Below are 16,463 nucleotides of genomic sequence, written 5' to 3' on the forward strand. Positions count from 1 at the left end.
GATTTTACAAAATCCATCAATAATTATTATGGTTATTTTTGCACTAATGAAATGATAAAAATGCATCATTTGGCTATTTAAACTTTGATTTAACTGTGTTTTGTCGACGCATTTTCTCTATTACAAATTGATATAAACCATTTCGAACTAATATATATATCAACAACATTCGCAGGGTTTATATTTCTAAGTTTCTAAAATTAAAAAGAATTTAGTTTACATTGATTGATTCGTGCATTTTTTTCAATTCTATATGTTTTATCTATGCACTTATTCTCCACAATTCCTATCAGTAGAATCGCCTCCTCAAATTTTTGACGAGGATTGATTATGTTAAAAAAAGCAGTGGTTACAGGAATTAGCCTAGCGGTATTGTCCGCTTGCAGCTCTGATGACAAACCAGCAACACAACAAGCTCCTGCGTTTGTCCCTGTAGACGTGGCGACCGTAGCATATGAACCGGTTCAATCGTGGTTTACCTTTACGACGCGACTTGAAGCGCCTCAAGAGGTTTCTCTTATGCCACGAGTATCGGGCGTGATTGAGACCATTGAATTTGAAGATGGACAAGCAGTACAAAAAGGCGACCTACTCGCAACACTCGATGCAAGAACCTTTGAAGCAGAAGTCGCACGCCTTGAAGCGCAATTACTGAGCGCGAAAGCCTCCCTAGAACAAGCGAAGAGTGACTTGCGCCGTGCATCAAAATTGGTGGAGCGTCGAGCCATCTCCCAAGAGCAAGCGGAATCTCGCTCGACATCGGTTAAACAACGAAAATCGGAAGTATTGGCACTTCAGGCTCAGTTGAAATCTGCCAAGCTTGATCTTGAGTTCACACAAATCTACGCACCTATTAGTGGCACCATCTCGAATGCGTTTATCACTGAAGGCAACAACGTAACGGCAAACCAAAGCATCATCAGTAACATTGTTTCCAACGACAAAGTTTACGCTTATTTCAACGTTGATGAGCGTACATGGAACCGCAATTTCTCTGACACCACCGCGGCAAGCAAGACGCCGGCTCGCCTGCAGTTAACAGGCAAAGAGCAGCGCCCTTACTTTGGTTACATCGATTTTATCAACAATACGATCGATCCAAATACTGGCACATTACAGGTTCGTGCTGTGTTTAACGCAAACAATCGACCGTTGCGAGTTGGTTCTTTTGGCCGCGTGCAAATCACCACCAGCTTGCCAAAAGAAGAAGTGTTGATCCCAGAACGTGCCATCGGTACTGACCTAGAAAACCGCTTTGTTCTAACCATGAACAAAGACCATGTTCTGCAATATCAGCAAGTGGAAGTCGGTGAGCGTTACGGCAAGTACCGCGCTATTACACAAGGTTTGGACTCAGACGACATCATTGCCGTCAATGGCCCTGCAAAGGTCGGTCCTAGCACTCAAATTCAACCAAGAAACGTTGAGCTCGACCTTACATCTGTGCCATTGATCTTGGCGTCCGCCCCTTCTAAAAGCACTCAACCTACGACAAATGCACAAGAGTAAGGCGATTCAATGAAGTTTGCGCATTTTTTCATCCAGAGACCGATCTTCGCATCGATGCTCTCTCTACTCATTCTGATTGTTGGTAGCATTTCTTTGTTCCAACTCCCAGTGAGTGAATACCCAGAAGTCGTGCCTCCTACGGTTGTTGTAACCGCGAACTACCCAGGTGCGAACCCAAAGATCATCGCAGAGACGGTAGCAACACCGTTGGAACAAGAGATAAACGGCACGGAAAATATGCTCTACATGTTTTCTCAAGCCACCAGCGATGGTCGAATGACACTAACGGTCACTTTCGCGCTTGGCACTGATCTCGATAAAGCTCAGGTTCAGGTTCAAAACCGCGTGAACAGCGCCCTACCGCGTTTGCCTCAAACCGTACAACGCTTAGGTGTCGTAGCAGAAAAAGCATCGCCAGATCTGACCATGGTGGTACATATCTACTCTCCAGATAACAGCCGAGAAGTCAGTTACCTTGCGAACTACTCGAACCTTTACATCAAAGACGACATCGCTCGCCTTGGCGGTGTGGGTGACGTTCAGTTGTTTGGTGGCGGCGAGTACTCAATGCGCTTATGGCTCGATCCAGACGCATTAGCCTCTCGTAACTTAACAGCAATGGACGTGGTTAATGCGGTAAGACAGCAAAACCAACAAGTCGCAGCAGGCTCACTTGGCGCACAACCTTCTACTATCGATAATCAGTTCCAAGTGTTGCTGAACGTAAAAGGCCGTCTGGAGAACATCGACGAGTTTAAAGACATCATTGTTCAAGTAGGTGATAACGGCGCTTTGACTCGTTTGAAAGACGTAGCGCGTATTGAACTCGGTCAAAACACCTATGCTCTGCGTGCACTGCTAAACGGCAACTCTGCGGTCGCTATGCCTATCTTCCAACGTCCGGGCGCTAACGCGATTGAGCTATCAAATGAAGTTCGTGACACCATGGCGGAGCTATCGAAGAAGTTTCCGCAAGGCGTGTCTTACGAGATTGCTTATGATCCAACCGTCTTCGTACGCGGTTCAATCAATGCCGTAATCAGCACGTTGCTTGAAGCGATTGTATTGGTGGTTATCGTCGTCACCTTGTTCTTACAAACATGGCGAGCATCCATCATCCCAATCATTGCCGTACCGGTTTCTCTTGTTGGTACTTTCGCTGTAATGCAAATGCTTGGCGTCTCAATCAACACTCTATCCTTGTTTGGCTTGGTATTGGCTATCGGTATTGTTGTGGATGACGCGATCGTTGTGGTCGAGAACGTAGAACGGAACATTCACAATGGCTTAAAACCGCTGGAAGCGACCAAAAAAGCCATGGAAGAAGTAACCGGCCCCATCATCGCTATTGCTTTGGTGCTGTGTGCGGTATTCATCCCTACGACGTTTATTACCGGTTTGTCTGGTCAGTTCTACAAACAGTTTGCCTTGACGATCACGATTTCAACCATAATCTCGGCAATCAACTCTCTGACTCTTTCTCCAGCCTTGTCAGCCTTGCTATTGAAAGAAAAAGGAGCAAAACCCGATCGCTTAACGCGTATGTTGGACGCCGTGTTTGGCAAGTTCCTGTTTAAGCCGTTTAACAAGCTGTTTGATTATGGTTCAAACCGATATGAAGCTTTGGTGAAGAAACTGGTTCGTTTCAGCGCGATTGTCGTTGCTGCCTACCTCGTTCTGCTTGGTGGTACAGGCTCGCTGTTTAACGCCGTACCTGGTGGTTTTATTCCACAACAAGACAAACAGTATTTGGTTGCCATCGCTCAATTACCTGATGCCGCGAGCTTAGATCGAACTGAAGAAGTGATTCGAGAGATGGAGACGCTTGCTCTGGCGACGCCAGGCGTTTCACAGACCATTTCCTTCCCGGGATTGTCTGTAAATGGCTTCACCAATAGCCCAAACAGCGGTATTGTTTTTGTTACGTTGGACGCATTTGAAAACCGAGCAGATCCAAGTTTAGGAGCCAATGCCATTGTTGCAGCCTTGAACCAAAAATTTGCCGTGATCGATGAAGCGTTCGTCGCTATTTTCCCACCACCGCCGATCCAAGGTTTAGGCTCGACAGGTGGCTTCAAATTGCAAATTGAAGACCGTGGTAATAAAGGCTTCGACCAGTTGTTCCAGCAATTGAACCTAGTGATTCAAGAAGCAAGCAAACGCCCAGAGCTTATGGGACTTTACTCAACGTTCCGTATTCAGGTACCTCAAATGGATATCAACGTTGACCGTGAGCAAGCCATGTTACAAGGCATTCCGTTGGAAGAAGTCTTCAACGCACTGCAAGTTTACTTAGGTTCATTGTATGTCAACGACTTCAATATGTTTGGCCGTACATACCAAGTAAACGCTCAAGCCGATATTGATTACCGTCTCGACCCTGAGCAAATCTTGTCTTACAAAGTAAGAAGTGCATCAGGCAAGATGGTCCCACTTGGCGCAGTACTTGAAATTACACCGACCATTGGTCCCGATCGTGTGATGCATTACAACGGCTACCCAAGTGCCGAGCTTAATGGCAGCCCAGCCTTCGGTTACAGCTCGGACGAAGCACAAAAAGCCATAGAAGATGTGCTAGCAGCGAACTTGTCAGAAGGTATGGTGTATGAATGGACCGATGTTACCTACCAACAAATTTTGGCGGGCAATACCATGGTTTATATTTTCCCATTGGTTGTATTGCTGGTGTTCATGGTACTTGCTGCGCAGTACGAGAGCTTGAAGTTGCCATTGGCGATCATCTTGATTGTCCCGATGACGATCTTCTCTGCTCTTGGCGGTGTGTGGCTGGTTGGAGGCGATAACAACATCTTCACCCAGATCGCATTGATTGTCTTGGTCGCGCTCGCATGTAAGAACGCCATCCTGATGGTGGAGTTTGCTAACGAGTTGAAAGGCAGTGGTAAAGATCATCTGTCTGCGATTTTGGAAGCATGTCGCTTGCGTTTGCGTCCAATCTTGATGACCTCTATCGCCTTCACAGCAGGCGTTGTTCCTCTTGTGTTAGGTAGTGGAGCCGGTGCTGAGATGCGTCAAGCGATGGGTATTGCTGTGTTCTCCGGCATGGTGGGTGTGACCTTCTTCGGTTTGCTACTCACCCCTGTGTTTTACATGCTCGTCAGTAAAGGTCGAAAACAGAGATAACGCTTTTTTGACCACTAAATAGAAAAAGGAACCGACATTGCTCGGTTCCTTTTTACTTATAGCTTTATCGATAAGTTTCATTGCGTTAGCTGTATCAATAAGCCTGACGAAACAAATCGGACTAGACATTCACCTAAGCAAGGCTTTATAACGTGAATCCAACGACTCAAGGAGCACACCATTGGATTTAGCAAACAAACTCGAACTGCTGCTAGAAGTATCCAAAGCGGGATCATTTGCCAAAGCGGCTGATCGCATGAACATGGACCGTTCTGTTCTGTCCAAACACATCAAGCAGCTTGAGGAATACCTTGGCGTTCGTCTGGTAAACCGCACCACTCGCTCTCTTTCCATGACTCAAATTGGCTTACAAGTGATAGAGAAAGCCGAGAAAATCTCGACACTATTAGACGAGACGAAGCAACTTACCTCTTCATTCCAAACGGATTTGAGTGGCAATCTAAAGATCTCAAGTTCGACTATGTTTGGCCGCCAGTATTTGCAGCCCGCTATTCAGCGCTTTTTGGAGCAATTTCCGAAAGCATCGATTGAGCTTCTCTTAGATGACCATCATGTTGATGTAGTCGGCAACAACTTCGATATTGCGTTTCGCATTGGTCCGATGCGCGACTCTACCCTCGTCGCGAAAAGACTGGCAGAAAACAAAGTCGCTATTGTGGCGTCCCGATCGTTTATTGAAAAACATGGTGAACCGAAAACCCCTCAAGCGTTGTCTTTGCTGCCTTCCATTGTGTATGCCAATGGAAACTTTAACGCAGACAAATTGAAGTTCATTTCTAAAACAGAGCCAAACCAGTTGGATGTGTATTCAATGACGAGCGCTTACCGCGTCAATGAGCCTGAACTGATCATAGAAAGCGCAAAAGCCGGGCTAGGCTATGCGCAGATTGGTCAGTTTATGGTGCATGAAGAGTTGGAATCAATGGGGTTAGTTCAGTTATTAGCGGATTACGATATCCCAACACATGGCGATATCTACGCGATGTACACCCATCGACAGCATTCACCTTTGCTCAAAGAGTTTATCGACATCGTCCAAGATGTCATCGGCACGCCAGCGAACTGGGAAGCTTATTTTCGTTAATGTTTTTCACAACAAATGAGTAAATCAAAAAAAGGAGCTGACGCTCCTTTTTTGCTAGTTGTGGATATGAACATCTCGTTGAGGGAATGGAATCGTGATGTCTTCTGAATCAAAGGCATCTTTCACTCGTTCATAAAGGCCAAAGTAAGCCGGCCAGTAGTTTTCTGAATCAACCCACGCCCACACTAGCATACCGATGTGGCTGTCACCGTGTTGGCTCACATGCACAGTAGGCTCGGGCTCGTTGATGATCAGCTCGTAGTTCTCCATCACTTGCATTAGAACACGGCGGGCTTTATGGATATCGTCACCGTAGCTAATACCAAACTCAATATCGATACGGCGCTTCTCTTCACAAAACAGATTCTTCACCGTTCCGTTAGACAATGAGCCGTTAGGGATGATGATTTTTTGGTTATCATAAGTCAGCAGCACGGTTACAAAAATCTGGATATCAACGACCTTCCCCATGTGCCCTTGCGCTTCAATCACATCCCCCACTTTAAATGGCTTGAAGAACAGAATTAATACTCCACCCGCAAAGTTGGACAAACTACCTTGAAGCGCCATACCAACGGCAAGGCCCGCAGCACCCAACATCGCAATGAACGAGGTGGTTTCTACGCCAATCATAGAAGCGGCAGAAATGATCAAAAGGATCTTTAAAATAACAGACGCCAAGGAAGAAAGAAAACCGCGTAAGCCGTGCTCTATCTTCATCTTTTCTAACGCGACTTCAATAGCACGACTGACTTTGCCTACAATCCACCAGCCCACGAACAGAACAATCAAAGCCAAGATAAACTTTGGTCCAAACGTCAGTAAAAGCTCCAAGCACTTCTCATACAGTGTTTCTAAAGAAATGTTTTCCCACATGCGAATCCCTCTCTAAATATCAAAAAAGAGGTACTTTGGTTCGACCAATCGGCCACTGCAACTGTCTCAAGGCAAGATTAAAAAAGACAATCACACTTTTCGTTTGTATTGGCGGGTTTATCGAATTCTAGAAGGGATTTGAATACTGTGTGATGGCTCTAGATACAACAAAGCCCGCTAAAATAGCGGGCTTTGCGTTTGTTCACGAAGAACTAAATTTGGTGGGTCCGACCAGATTCGAACTGGTGACCCCTACCATGTCAAGGTAGTACTCTAACCAACTGAGCTACGGACCCAAATTTACTGTTCGGCATACTTTGGTTTTAGTATGACTTTAAGGAGTGGTGGGTCCGGGCGAACTCGAATCGCCGACCCCTACCATGTCAAGGTAGTACTCTAACCAACTGAGCTACGGACCCATTCCTTAAGAACGAGAAGGATATTAGCTATATCCTATGAGGGGTGCAAGCATAAATTCATTAACTTTGAATCGTTTGGCGAAAATCTAAACTCAACACCCGTTTTCAGACGATTTTATCGTCAAGCCTCAGCTTGAGTGAGGTTAAAAGTGTGATCTACTTAACTTTTGTGTTTTGAGTTAATTGTCGTAAGGCACTTCACTGAGCATCCAAATCTGCAAAACTTGCGATACGTTTGGACAATCGCCAAACAAAATTTGGTATTTAGGCTCGAACGGTTCACCAATAAACGTGGTACGAATTAGTTTGCCCGTTTTGAGATCCACTTGGGTACTTACCCGCCCTTTAAAGTTCTGGAAAATCGCAAACTGCTCACTGTGGTAAACCATCTGCTCACGATAAAACAAGAAATGGTCCTGAGGTGTATCAGTTAATTGGCATTCTAGTGGTTTGAGTGACTGCTGTGCATGACTACTGAACGTAAGTAGCAGCGCTGAAAGAATCCATCCATATCGCATAACGCTTCCCTATTCTTCTTTCTTTATCAAAGTATAGGAGCTACCAGAATGGGTGTTGATAAGTGTTGCGAAATGCTATTTTTAATCTTCATCACACATTTGAACTGTATGTATATACATGTCTTTTGATTATTCTATGATTCGTCGATTTTTTCGTTAAGAGTTAAAAAATGATCCAAAATCTTGAGCCTGGCATTCGAGAGTTAGTAGAAGAATTCCAATCCAATGGTAAGCCTTGCCCTTCAAAACAAACTATTGCTGATCGACGAGCTGGTTATCTCAATAGCACCGTATTAGCGGGTAAAAGCGCTATACCAGAAAGAGAGTTCTTGGATGTAGTGAATGGCATTCAGGTCAAAGTTTATAAGCCAACCAATGAAGATAACTTACCGCTCACGATTTATTTTCATGGTGGTTGCTTCATCAGTGGTGGCTTTGAAACGCATGACGCTCAGTTGAGACAGATTGCCGTTCAATCCAACTCGATCGTCATCTGTATAAAGTATCGACTCGCACCAGAATACACATATCCTGCCGCACACGATGACGTATACCAAGCTGTACTTGGCATTAAGGAGCAAGGACACAAATATGGTGGGAATCCAGAACGAATGGTATTTGTGGGTGATAGTGCCGGAGGCCAGTTGGCTTTAGCGACGACGTTAAGGCTCAAAAAATTGACCACTTGGTTACCAGAACAACAAATCCTGATTTACCCAATGTTGGATCCAAAAGGCAACTCTCAGAGCTACGAAGAAAACGGCTCTGACTACATCATTACCGCAAACATGCTTCTGTCTGGTTTTGATTTGTATACCAACAACGATCCTAAAGTGCTTTCTGAGCCGGACCTAAACCTCATGAGCGCAGACTATCGAGGATTACCTCCTACGACCATTATCACTGCGGAGTTTGATCCCTTACGTGATGAGGGCGAAACATTGTGCGAATTAATGCTCGCTCATGGCGTAGAGGTAAATTGTGAACGCTACTCAGGCGTTATCCATGGTTTCTTTCAACTCTCCGGAGTAAGTGAGTCTGCAAAGCGCTGTATCGCTTCAATTTCAAAACAAATCAAAACTCGCAGAGCTCCAATCGCTTAATTCGGTTTACTTCGCTTCACTCTTATTAAGGCATTAAACCGCGCAAAAAAAGGCTTCAACCAATCCAGTTGAAGCCTTTCTCTATCTCAATATCTGGGAGCGAATTGTTTATTCGTCTTCTGTATCAAACACCACGTTGTAGTTTTCTGTGTAGGTACAGTTTGGCTGACGGCTACAAGTGAAGAAGCGTCGACCTTTAAACTCACCTTGGCTTGCGGTTCTGATGATCATCGGACTGCCACACTTTTTACAAAAGCGGACTTCTTTATCCGGTTCAATCAGATCAATGTGCGCTGCCAATAAACGACGTAAACGCCCTACTTGGTAGCTGTGTTTTACCGATGCGCCAATCAAAGGAAGGTTTGCCGATTTACACACGTGCATCAGCAGTTTTTGGCGCTCGACTTTGCCTTTATGCAGCTGCTGACCGTTATCAAGCTCAATAATTACACGTGGTTCAAGCGTTCTAGGATCGCAGATAACGTAGTCGAAGTAGCTGCGTGAAATTCGGTTACTGGCAATGAAGAACTGCTTTTTGTTCTTAATCTCTTTTGGTGCGATCAACGTTGCCATGTTTACTTTGGCAAACACCACTGCGTGATCGCCAACCGCCGCTCTTAACGCATTAAAAAACGCCCCTTCTTGCCCTTTTAATAAAGGACCTTTCGAACGGTATGGGAAGTCTCGCGTGTCATCGTTTTTGATCACGTACTTTTGAATGATAAAGAAGAAAACAACAAGTAGAACAACAATGATAAAGATGTTGGTCATAGATAAAGTGCGCCCAAAACAACTAGTTGCTCAAAGCCTAAATGGAAATTTTAGCCAGAGCAACAAAACCGATAAATTTTGCGGGGTGATGATAACAGTAGCCAACGTTTTGAACACGATTTTTACGTCAAGTTGAGAGAACAAAAACGGACTCCATTAAGAGCCCGTTTATTAATCATTGAGATGTAGAGAGAGTGCTAGCTGTTCGCGTCAGGTTGGTTCTCTGGCATGGCATCAATAAACGCAGGCAGTTGATTACATGCTTCGACAATCGAGCTTATTACCGGATAAGGAGTCATATCCACCCCAAAACGTAACGCGTTGTACACTTGAGGCACTAAGCAAATATCAACAACAGAGGGAGAGTCAGTCACACTGTAGATGCAGTTTCCATGTTGTTGTCGATGCTGGTTTAGCTTCTCTTCTAACGCAGTAAAGCCTTGATTTACCCAATGATGAATCCACTCGACTTTCGCTTCTTGATTACACGACAGCTTCCCTTCTAGGTACTGCAACACGCGCAAGTTATTGAGTGGGTGGATCTCCATCGCGATATCCTGAGCCATAGCCAAAGTAAGGTAACGAAGCGGCAATTTCTCTGGAACCACTCGAACTTGTGGATACTGCTCATCGAGATATTGAATGATGGCAAGAGATTGGTTTAACTGAATATCACCATCCATCAGCACTGGCACAAGCTCAGAGGCGTTTAACTCATGGTATTCCGCGCTATGCTGCTCGCCGCCATTAAGTACCAAATGAATCGATTTGGACTCGTACTTCAGCTCTTTTAAGTTCAAACAAATGCGAACTCGATATGCCGCCGAAGAACGCCAGTAGCCATAGAGGGTGATGTTATCGCTCATACTTCCCTTGCCCCTCACTCTCAGTGTTTTAGGTATTGGCTGACTTGCTGATCAATCGTGCCAAAGATCGAGTTGCCATCTGCGTCAAACATCTCTAGTTTGATTGAATCACCAAACGACATAAAACGCGTCGACGGTTTGCCATCACGAATGGTTTCAATCATGCGTACTTCTGCGATACACGAATAGCCTACACCACCCTCTCCGATTGAGGTACCGTGCTCCGTGCCCTGCTTGTTTGATACTGTGCCCGAACCAATAATTGCACCTGCAGAAAGTGGACGGGTTTTGCTGGCATGGACAATCAAATCAGCGAAATCAAACGTCATATCTATGCCTGCATTTGGGCAACCAAATGGCGCGTTGTTATAGGTTGAAACCAAAGGCAAATGAACTTTGTTTTCATACCATGCTTCACCCAGTTCATCAGGCGTTACTGCAACAGGAGAAAACGCCGATGACGGTTTTGATTGGAAGAAGCCGAAACCTTTTGCCAGCTCTGCCGGAATCAAACCACGCAACGATACATCGTTTACGAGCATGATAAGGCGAATGGATTCTTGTGCTTCTGCAATGCTTGCTCCCATCGGCACGTCACCAGTGATCACGGCAACTTCACCTTCGAAGTCGATGCCCCACTCGTCGCTGGCAAATTCGATGTTGTCGCAAGGACCAATAAATGCGTCAGAACCACCTTGATACATCAAAGGGTCGGTCCAGAAGCTTTCTGGCATTTCTGCACCGCGCGCTTTACGCACTAATTCGACGTGATTGACGTAAGCACTGCCATCCGCCCATTGATAGGCGCGAGGCAATGGTGACTCTAGATAGTGGGATTCAAACGCTTCACTTCCTGACACCGAACCATTGTTTAGCGCGTTATAAAGCTCTTCCAGTTGTGGAGCGACTTTACCCCAGTTATCCAATGCCACTTGCATGGTGGGTGTTAGATGCATCGCGTGGAAAATTTCGGTTGCCGGAACGCATTGTTTCAAGTCTTTGCTCACGACCATCAACAGACCATCGCGAGTACCATTTTTCTTGGTTGCTAATTTCATCCTTGCCCCTTACTTCTCTTGCCAGCTATAGACGTATTCTTTGTTTTCAACCTTATCGAGCTCGTCAGAAAACTCGAGCGCGTGGCGCGTATCAATCATCACTGCCACTTCATCGGTAAACTTCTTCTTATATTCCTGACCCGCTTTGAACGCTTTCGGGTGAGGACCGTGGGTAAAGCCTGCCGGATGGAAAGTCACCATGCCAGCTTCGATGTTGTCACGGCTGAAGAAATCCCCTGCGTGGTAGAACAAGACTTCGTCATAATCGTCATTGTTATGATAGAACGGCACCTTAAGTGCGCCAGGGTCGCTTTCGATTGGACGAGGTACAAACGTACACACCACGAATCCAGCACCAACAAATGTAGTGTGGGCAGAAGGTGGTAAGTGATAGCGGTGCGACATCAAAGGTCGAATATCACGCCAGTTCACTTTCACCACGGCCAAATCACCGTGCCAACCAATCGCATCAAGCGGGTTGAATGGGTAAGTAATCACGCTGACTTTGTCATGGCGCTTCACATGAACTTGAGTTTGATCTTCTGAGTATTGCGCGCGGAATTCGTCGTTAATTGACGGCGTTTCCAAAACCGCAGGGTCGAATACAGCGTGATTGCCCACCATGCCTTTTTCTGGCAAAGAATAAGCGGCATCGGTGTTTTCAATCATCAGAACAAACATTGGTTCACTTGGTTCTAATCGCCAACTGGTCGAGCGTGGGATCATCACGTAATCACCTTCGCTCACTTTGAGATGACCATAGTCGCAATAAAGGTCTGCTGTACCGTGATGGATGAACAGCAGCTCATCGCCATCGGCGTTACGCACCAAGAAGTCCATCTTCTCGTCCATACGCCATACACGTATCTTACAGTTGGCGTTGTGTAGAAGATGCGTCACTGCCCAAGGCGAAATCTGACTTGCCGTTTCGACTAGGTTGAAATCAAACGCGCGCGGACGTAAATCGCCCTCCCACTCAGACCAACCTGTCGGTGCGTGTTGATGATGAAAGTGTGCCGCAGGACCGAAGAACCCACTTCGACCTGCTTCACGTTCGTAAATTGCCTCTTCCGGGAAATCAGCATGTGCTTGCTTGGAGCACACTCCCTCCCGATGAGGGAATGTGATCCATTTATGCATCGCTTAGTACTCCTCGGCGGATTTGGTCTTCTTCAATCGATTCAAACAGCGCCTTGAAATTACCTTCACCAAAGCCCTCATTGCCTTTACGTTGAATGATTTCAAAGAACACCGGGCCAATTACAGTCTGAGTGAAGATTTGCAGCAAAATACCGTCTTTGGTCGGCGCGCCATCAATAAGGACTTGCAGATCACGCAGTTTGCTGACGTCTTCCCCGTGCCCTTTGACACGTTCGTCGACTTTCTCGTAGTACGTATCTGGTGTCGGCATAAAGTCCATGCCACGATCACGCAGTGTTTGAACGGTTTGGTAGATGTCATCGGTGGTCATCGCGATGTGCTGAATACCTTCACCGTTGTATTCACGGATGAACTCTTCAATCTGGGATTTGTCGTCAGAAGACTCATTGATTGGAATGCGGATCTTGCCACACGGTGCGGTCATTGCGCGGCTAACGAGACCAGTCAGCTTCCCTTCAATGTCAAAATAACGAATCTCGCGGAAGTTACCAATGCGCTCGTAGAATCCTGACCACACGTCCATGTTGCCTTGCTTCACGTTATGGGTCAGATGGTCGATTTCGTACATACCAACGTCTGCTTTCGCTAGGCGCTCTTCTGCATCATCATAGAAACGGAAGTCGACATCGTAAATGCTCTGTTTGCCGTAACGATCCACGAAGTACAGAAGACTCTCACCGATACCGTAAATTGCCGGAATGCTCAGCTCCATCGGACCGATTTCTGTTTTGTACTCTTCACCGCCGTTATCCAGCGCCTGCTTTAGTGCTACGTTCGCGTCTTGCACACGAAAAGCCATGCCACAAACTGAAGGGCCATGAACTTTAGCGAAACTTTCTGCCTGACTGTGCGGCTGAGCATTAACGATAAAGCTGATGTCACCTTGTCGGTACAGCCAAGCCTCTTTAGAACGGTGTTTTGCGATCTCTGCAAAACCCAACGAAACAAACAGCGCTTTAAGTTGTTCAATACCTTCGCTATCCGCCGCTGTGTATTCCACAAATTCGAACCCATCCGTGCCTAATGGGTTGTAGGTGTCCACCATGACTTTCTCCTTATGTCATTGTTGTGTTTGAACATACGTTCTCTTTCGATATTTCTAACTTGGCGCAGGAGGAGAAGAATTGGAATACATGAGTGGAAATCTGGCTTTACGCAGTTTTAAACGGCAGTTGTAAAATTTATGTTACACGCAATTTTGTTATAGCAAACGTTTACGACAATTATACAGAAAGCGAGCTATATCAATGCATTATCATATACCACATCAATTTACACACCGCAGCAAGATGTAAACAACTTGTTACCACGGCGATTATTTTGGGCAGTAACGCGCATTTATCATTCAAACAAGGTCCCGTTAAGGATATTTATATGGAATGCAAGACGATAAGTGTTAGTATCGTTTTTTTAACCACAACATTGGCAAATTAGTTATGGCACGCCGAACTCACGAAGATACCCAAATTACGATCAACACCATTCTCGATGTCGCGACAGAGCAACTGATTACGCTTGGCTACGAGAAAATGTCTTACACAACGTTGAGCGAGCAATCGGGAATATCGAGGACGGGAATAAGCCACCACTTTGCAAAGAAAGCCGATATCCCTCGCGCTCTGCAAGGCAGACTGCTAAAAATGTTGATGGATAAGCTCGACCTATCTGGTAGCGAAGAGGCATTTGTCAGTAGCTGGAAGCAACATTTCGAAGATCCTGAATTCATGGCGATCTGGCGCTTGGCATTCTTGATGACCGTTTGCGAGCACCACACTCCTTACCTCAAAGACTTTCAAAACCAGGTAGAGGCAGTGGCTTCTTACAAGTTGCACAAAGATAGCCAGCGCACGGTTGAGTGGTTGATTGGATTAACCCTGCTAAGCATTCATCGATACGAATAAAGTCAAATCAATAGTGAAGCCGAGTACCCTACTCGGCTTTTTGCTTTTTTAGGGTGTTGAATACATAAAAACAAAAGGTTAGCAGCATTGAAACTAAAGCGACCGAACCCTTTGCAGAGTTCGGTCTATCCAGAAAGGCAGTGCGAGAGGACATGAATAAACAGAGATTGTATTAATCCACATTCGTGACATTGCTTCAATAAATAGAGGGTAAATTACAATCAGCTCTACACATATACTGCTAACTTTTCATCAATTACAAAAATAGCTCGACTCTGTACATAAATACTGAAGTACTTCAGTTAAAACAGAGACTTTCTCGACATATAGAGATTCGTAAAAAGCTCACATCATTCTTCTGCGTCCTATTCCCCCTAACACTGATTTCATACGTAGCTCTTACCCTCGTGCTTTCCTAGCTGTTATTTACTTTCGTGACCGCCGCATCAGATCCGGTAATTCACAGGTCAGAATAATGTCAGGCAGAGGTGTTTTTTGATTCAAGACAGTTTTCACATGGATTAGCTGTGTAATAAGAGGTGTTCTGTTCCCTTTCGGGCTCGCACTCTATACCGCTGCGGTCTCGACCAAGAAAGAAAGAGACATCCAAATGACACAAATTAATCAAGAACGTCTAGTTGAACATTTCTGCCAACTGGTTCGCATCGACAGCGAATCTATGAATGAAAAACAAATTGCAGAAACTCTGGCTGAGCAACTGGGCGAACTAAGCTTTACGGTTCACAAACTACCAGTACCAGAACACATTTCTAACGGTTTCAACGTGTACGCACGTCTAGAAGGCAAGAAAGAAGGCTCTATCCTAATGAGCTGCCACATGGATACAGTAACGCCTGGTATCGGTATCGAGCCAATCATCGAAGATGGCATCATTCGCTCTAAAGGCAATACGATCCTTGGTGGTGACGACAAATCAGGCATCGCAGCGATCATGGAAGCGGTTCGCTGCATCCAAGCTGAAAACCTAGAGCACAAAACGTTAGAGCTTGCTTTCACTGTGCATGAAGAAGGCGGCCTGTTCGGCTCTGAGTACTTCGACATGACGCACGTAACGTCTAAAGAAGCGATCGTCCTGGATACAGGCGGCCCTATCGGCACTATCGTGACTGCGGCACCTGGTCAGCAAAAAATCGTTGCGACAATCAAAGGCCGCCCTGCACACGCGGGTCTAGCACCTGAAGAAGGCATCAGCGCAATCATGGTAGCGGCAGATGCAATCAACCAGATGAAGCTGCTTCGTATCGACGAAGAAACCACAGCAAACATCGGTATGGTAAACGGCGGTCAAGCGACAAACATCGTGATGCCGGAATTAAAAATTGTTGCTGAAGCACGCTCTCTAAACGGCGAGAAGCTAGAAGCGCAAGTGAACCACATGATCTCTACCTTCGAGTCAGTATGTGAAAAACACGGCGCAGAAGTTGAAATCGAATCAAGCCGCGCGTACGACGCTTTTGTTATCGAAGAAGACAATGCTCACGTATCAGCAATCAAAGCGGCATTCGCTGACATGGGCATCGATGCATTTACAAAAGGCACTGGTGGCGGTAGCGACGCAAACAACTTCAACAAGAAAGGTCTAACAACGGTAAACCTTTCAACTGGTATGGCGAAAGTCCACACCACTGAAGAATTCATTGCCGTTGACGACATGGTGAAAATCACGGAATTCGTTAAGCACTTCCTAGTGAAATAATCTAGAGAATAGAGCGCAGTTTACGCTGAATTTGAAACGCTAATGGTGATCCCCTTCTTGCTTCGTGCATGAAGGGGATTTTTCGTTTCTATCCGCTTTATTCTCTTCATTCTCTCTTTACCCTGCCTTCTTGGCAGAGAATCTGACTGTGCCAAGTTGGCATAAATTCATGGATTGAAATTCTAATGGCTCACTTTTTGAGACCAAAAAGCTCAGCTTCTAACACCCTGTTACAGGTATGTTAAAACTCGATTGTCTGAACAATTTATACAATATACATTCAACTCACCTTCAAGGATGAATCGAGTGAGGAAA

Annotated in this window: 13 protein-coding genes and 2 tRNA genes; 6 read left to right on the forward strand and 9 right to left on the reverse strand. The window is 45.5% G+C overall.

Annotated elements, in window-relative coordinates:
• The first annotated feature begins 330 nt into the window (after nucleotides 1–330).
• From ACLIIY_RS07605 to ACLIIY_RS07615, 3 genes are all read left to right on the forward strand, one after another.
• The gene (locus ACLIIY_RS07605; protein WP_409584819.1) at nucleotides 331–1,509 is read left to right on the forward strand and encodes an efflux RND transporter periplasmic adaptor subunit; all 1,179 of its coding nucleotides are present in this window, start codon (nucleotides 331–333) and stop codon (nucleotides 1,507–1,509) included.
• 9 nt (nucleotides 1,510–1,518) lie between these two features.
• Nucleotides 1,519–4,653, forward strand: a complete 3,135-nt coding sequence (locus ACLIIY_RS07610; protein ID WP_434528442.1) for an efflux RND transporter permease subunit — start codon at nucleotides 1,519–1,521, stop codon at nucleotides 4,651–4,653.
• 181 nt (nucleotides 4,654–4,834) lie between these two features.
• Nucleotides 4,835–5,758 (forward strand): LysR family transcriptional regulator, encoded by a 924-nt coding sequence (locus ACLIIY_RS07615; protein WP_434528443.1) that lies wholly within the window; start codon nucleotides 4,835–4,837, stop codon nucleotides 5,756–5,758.
• 54 nt (nucleotides 5,759–5,812) lie between these two features.
• Here ACLIIY_RS07615 and ACLIIY_RS07620 read toward each other — a convergent pair whose 3' ends face one another.
• From ACLIIY_RS07620 to ACLIIY_RS07635, 4 genes are all read right to left on the reverse strand, one after another.
• The gene (locus ACLIIY_RS07620; RefSeq protein ID WP_009705994.1) at nucleotides 5,813–6,634 is read right to left on the reverse strand and encodes a mechanosensitive ion channel family protein; all 822 of its coding nucleotides are present in this window, start codon (nucleotides 6,632–6,634) and stop codon (nucleotides 5,813–5,815) included.
• Between the two features lie 219 nt (nucleotides 6,635–6,853).
• Nucleotides 6,854–6,930, reverse strand: a tRNA-Val gene (locus ACLIIY_RS07625).
• 46 nt (nucleotides 6,931–6,976) lie between these two features.
• Nucleotides 6,977–7,053, reverse strand: a tRNA-Val gene (locus ACLIIY_RS07630).
• 179 nt (nucleotides 7,054–7,232) lie between these two features.
• Entirely contained in the window at nucleotides 7,233–7,571 is a 339-nt protein-coding gene (locus ACLIIY_RS07635; protein WP_009697431.1) for a hypothetical protein, read from the reverse strand.
• 170 nt (nucleotides 7,572–7,741) lie between these two features.
• On the opposite strand from ACLIIY_RS07635, the gene ACLIIY_RS07640 reads away from it, so the two are divergent.
• Nucleotides 7,742–8,674 (forward strand): alpha/beta hydrolase, encoded by a 933-nt coding sequence (locus ACLIIY_RS07640; RefSeq protein WP_434528444.1) that lies wholly within the window; start codon nucleotides 7,742–7,744, stop codon nucleotides 8,672–8,674.
• A gap of 108 nt (nucleotides 8,675–8,782) precedes the next feature.
• Here the strand turns inward: ACLIIY_RS07640 and ACLIIY_RS07645 are convergent, their stop codons facing one another.
• From ACLIIY_RS07645 to hppD, 5 genes are all read right to left on the reverse strand, one after another.
• Complete coding sequence (locus ACLIIY_RS07645; protein WP_005439975.1) at nucleotides 8,783–9,445, reverse strand: DUF2726 domain-containing protein; 663 nt, start codon at nucleotides 9,443–9,445, stop codon at nucleotides 8,783–8,785.
• 197 nt (nucleotides 9,446–9,642) lie between these two features.
• Entirely contained in the window at nucleotides 9,643–10,311 is a 669-nt protein-coding gene (maiA, locus tag ACLIIY_RS07650) for a maleylacetoacetate isomerase (RefSeq protein ID WP_434528445.1), read from the reverse strand.
• Nucleotides 10,312–10,331: 20 nt separating this feature from the next.
• Nucleotides 10,332–11,369 (reverse strand): fumarylacetoacetate hydrolase family protein, encoded by a 1,038-nt coding sequence (locus ACLIIY_RS07655; protein ID WP_434528446.1) that lies wholly within the window; start codon nucleotides 11,367–11,369, stop codon nucleotides 10,332–10,334.
• Between the two features lie 9 nt (nucleotides 11,370–11,378).
• Nucleotides 11,379–12,509: a homogentisate 1,2-dioxygenase gene (locus ACLIIY_RS07660; protein WP_434528447.1), complete on the reverse strand. Its 1,131-nt coding sequence runs from the start codon at nucleotides 12,507–12,509 to the stop codon at nucleotides 11,379–11,381.
• Entirely contained in the window at nucleotides 12,502–13,575 is a 1,074-nt protein-coding gene (hppD, locus tag ACLIIY_RS07665; protein WP_434528448.1) for a 4-hydroxyphenylpyruvate dioxygenase, read from the reverse strand. Before hppD ends, ACLIIY_RS07660 begins: the two co-directional genes overlap by 8 nt.
• Before the next feature lie 391 nt (nucleotides 13,576–13,966).
• Between hppD and ACLIIY_RS07670 the strand changes: the two genes are divergently transcribed.
• Both ACLIIY_RS07670 and ACLIIY_RS07675 read left to right on the forward strand, forming a co-directional pair.
• Nucleotides 13,967–14,431 carry a TetR family transcriptional regulator gene (locus ACLIIY_RS07670; RefSeq protein ID WP_331419911.1) on the forward strand — a complete coding sequence of 155 codons (465 nt, stop codon included), beginning with the start codon at nucleotides 13,967–13,969 and terminating at the stop codon, nucleotides 14,429–14,431.
• Between the two features lie 610 nt (nucleotides 14,432–15,041).
• A complete protein-coding gene (locus ACLIIY_RS07675; protein ID WP_434528449.1) occupies nucleotides 15,042–16,148 on the forward strand; it encodes a M20/M25/M40 family metallo-hydrolase in 1,107 nt (368 codons plus the stop codon).
• Nucleotides 16,149–16,463 lie beyond the last annotated feature (315 nt).

Origin of the sequence: Vibrio sp. K4, from assembly GCF_051122595.1 — a bacterium.
Lineage (GTDB): Bacteria > Pseudomonadota > Gammaproteobacteria > Enterobacterales > Vibrionaceae > Vibrio > Vibrio owensii.

What these genes read in the sequence shown, in the direction of transcription:
- ACLIIY_RS07605 (WP_409584819.1), top strand. Translation starts at nt 331, where the DNA reads ATGTTAAAAAAAGCAGTGGTTACAGGAATTAGCCTAGCGGTATTGTCC.
- ACLIIY_RS07610 (WP_434528442.1), top strand. Translation starts at nt 1,519, where the DNA reads ATGAAGTTTGCGCATTTTTTCATCCAGAGACCGATCTTCGCATCGATG.
- ACLIIY_RS07620 (WP_009705994.1), bottom strand. Translation starts at nt 6,634, where the DNA reads ATGTGGGAAAACATTTCTTTAGAAACACTGTATGAGAAGTGCTTGGAG.
- ACLIIY_RS07635 (WP_009697431.1), bottom strand. Translation starts at nt 7,571, where the DNA reads ATGCGATATGGATGGATTCTTTCAGCGCTGCTACTTACGTTCAGTAGT.
- ACLIIY_RS07640 (WP_434528444.1), top strand. Translation starts at nt 7,742, where the DNA reads ATGATCCAAAATCTTGAGCCTGGCATTCGAGAGTTAGTAGAAGAATTC.
- ACLIIY_RS07645 (WP_005439975.1), bottom strand. Translation starts at nt 9,445, where the DNA reads ATGACCAACATCTTTATCATTGTTGTTCTACTTGTTGTTTTCTTCTTT.
- maiA (WP_434528445.1), bottom strand. Translation starts at nt 10,311, where the DNA reads ATGAGCGATAACATCACCCTCTATGGCTACTGGCGTTCTTCGGCGGCA.
- ACLIIY_RS07655 (WP_434528446.1), bottom strand. Translation starts at nt 11,369, where the DNA reads ATGAAATTAGCAACCAAGAAAAATGGTACTCGCGATGGTCTGTTGATG.
- ACLIIY_RS07660 (WP_434528447.1), bottom strand. Translation starts at nt 12,509, where the DNA reads ATGCATAAATGGATCACATTCCCTCATCGGGAGGGAGTGTGCTCCAAG.
- hppD (WP_434528448.1), bottom strand. Translation starts at nt 13,575, where the DNA reads ATGGTGGACACCTACAACCCATTAGGCACGGATGGGTTCGAATTTGTG.
- ACLIIY_RS07670 (WP_331419911.1), top strand. Translation starts at nt 13,967, where the DNA reads ATGGCACGCCGAACTCACGAAGATACCCAAATTACGATCAACACCATT.
- ACLIIY_RS07675 (WP_434528449.1), top strand. Translation starts at nt 15,042, where the DNA reads ATGACACAAATTAATCAAGAACGTCTAGTTGAACATTTCTGCCAACTG.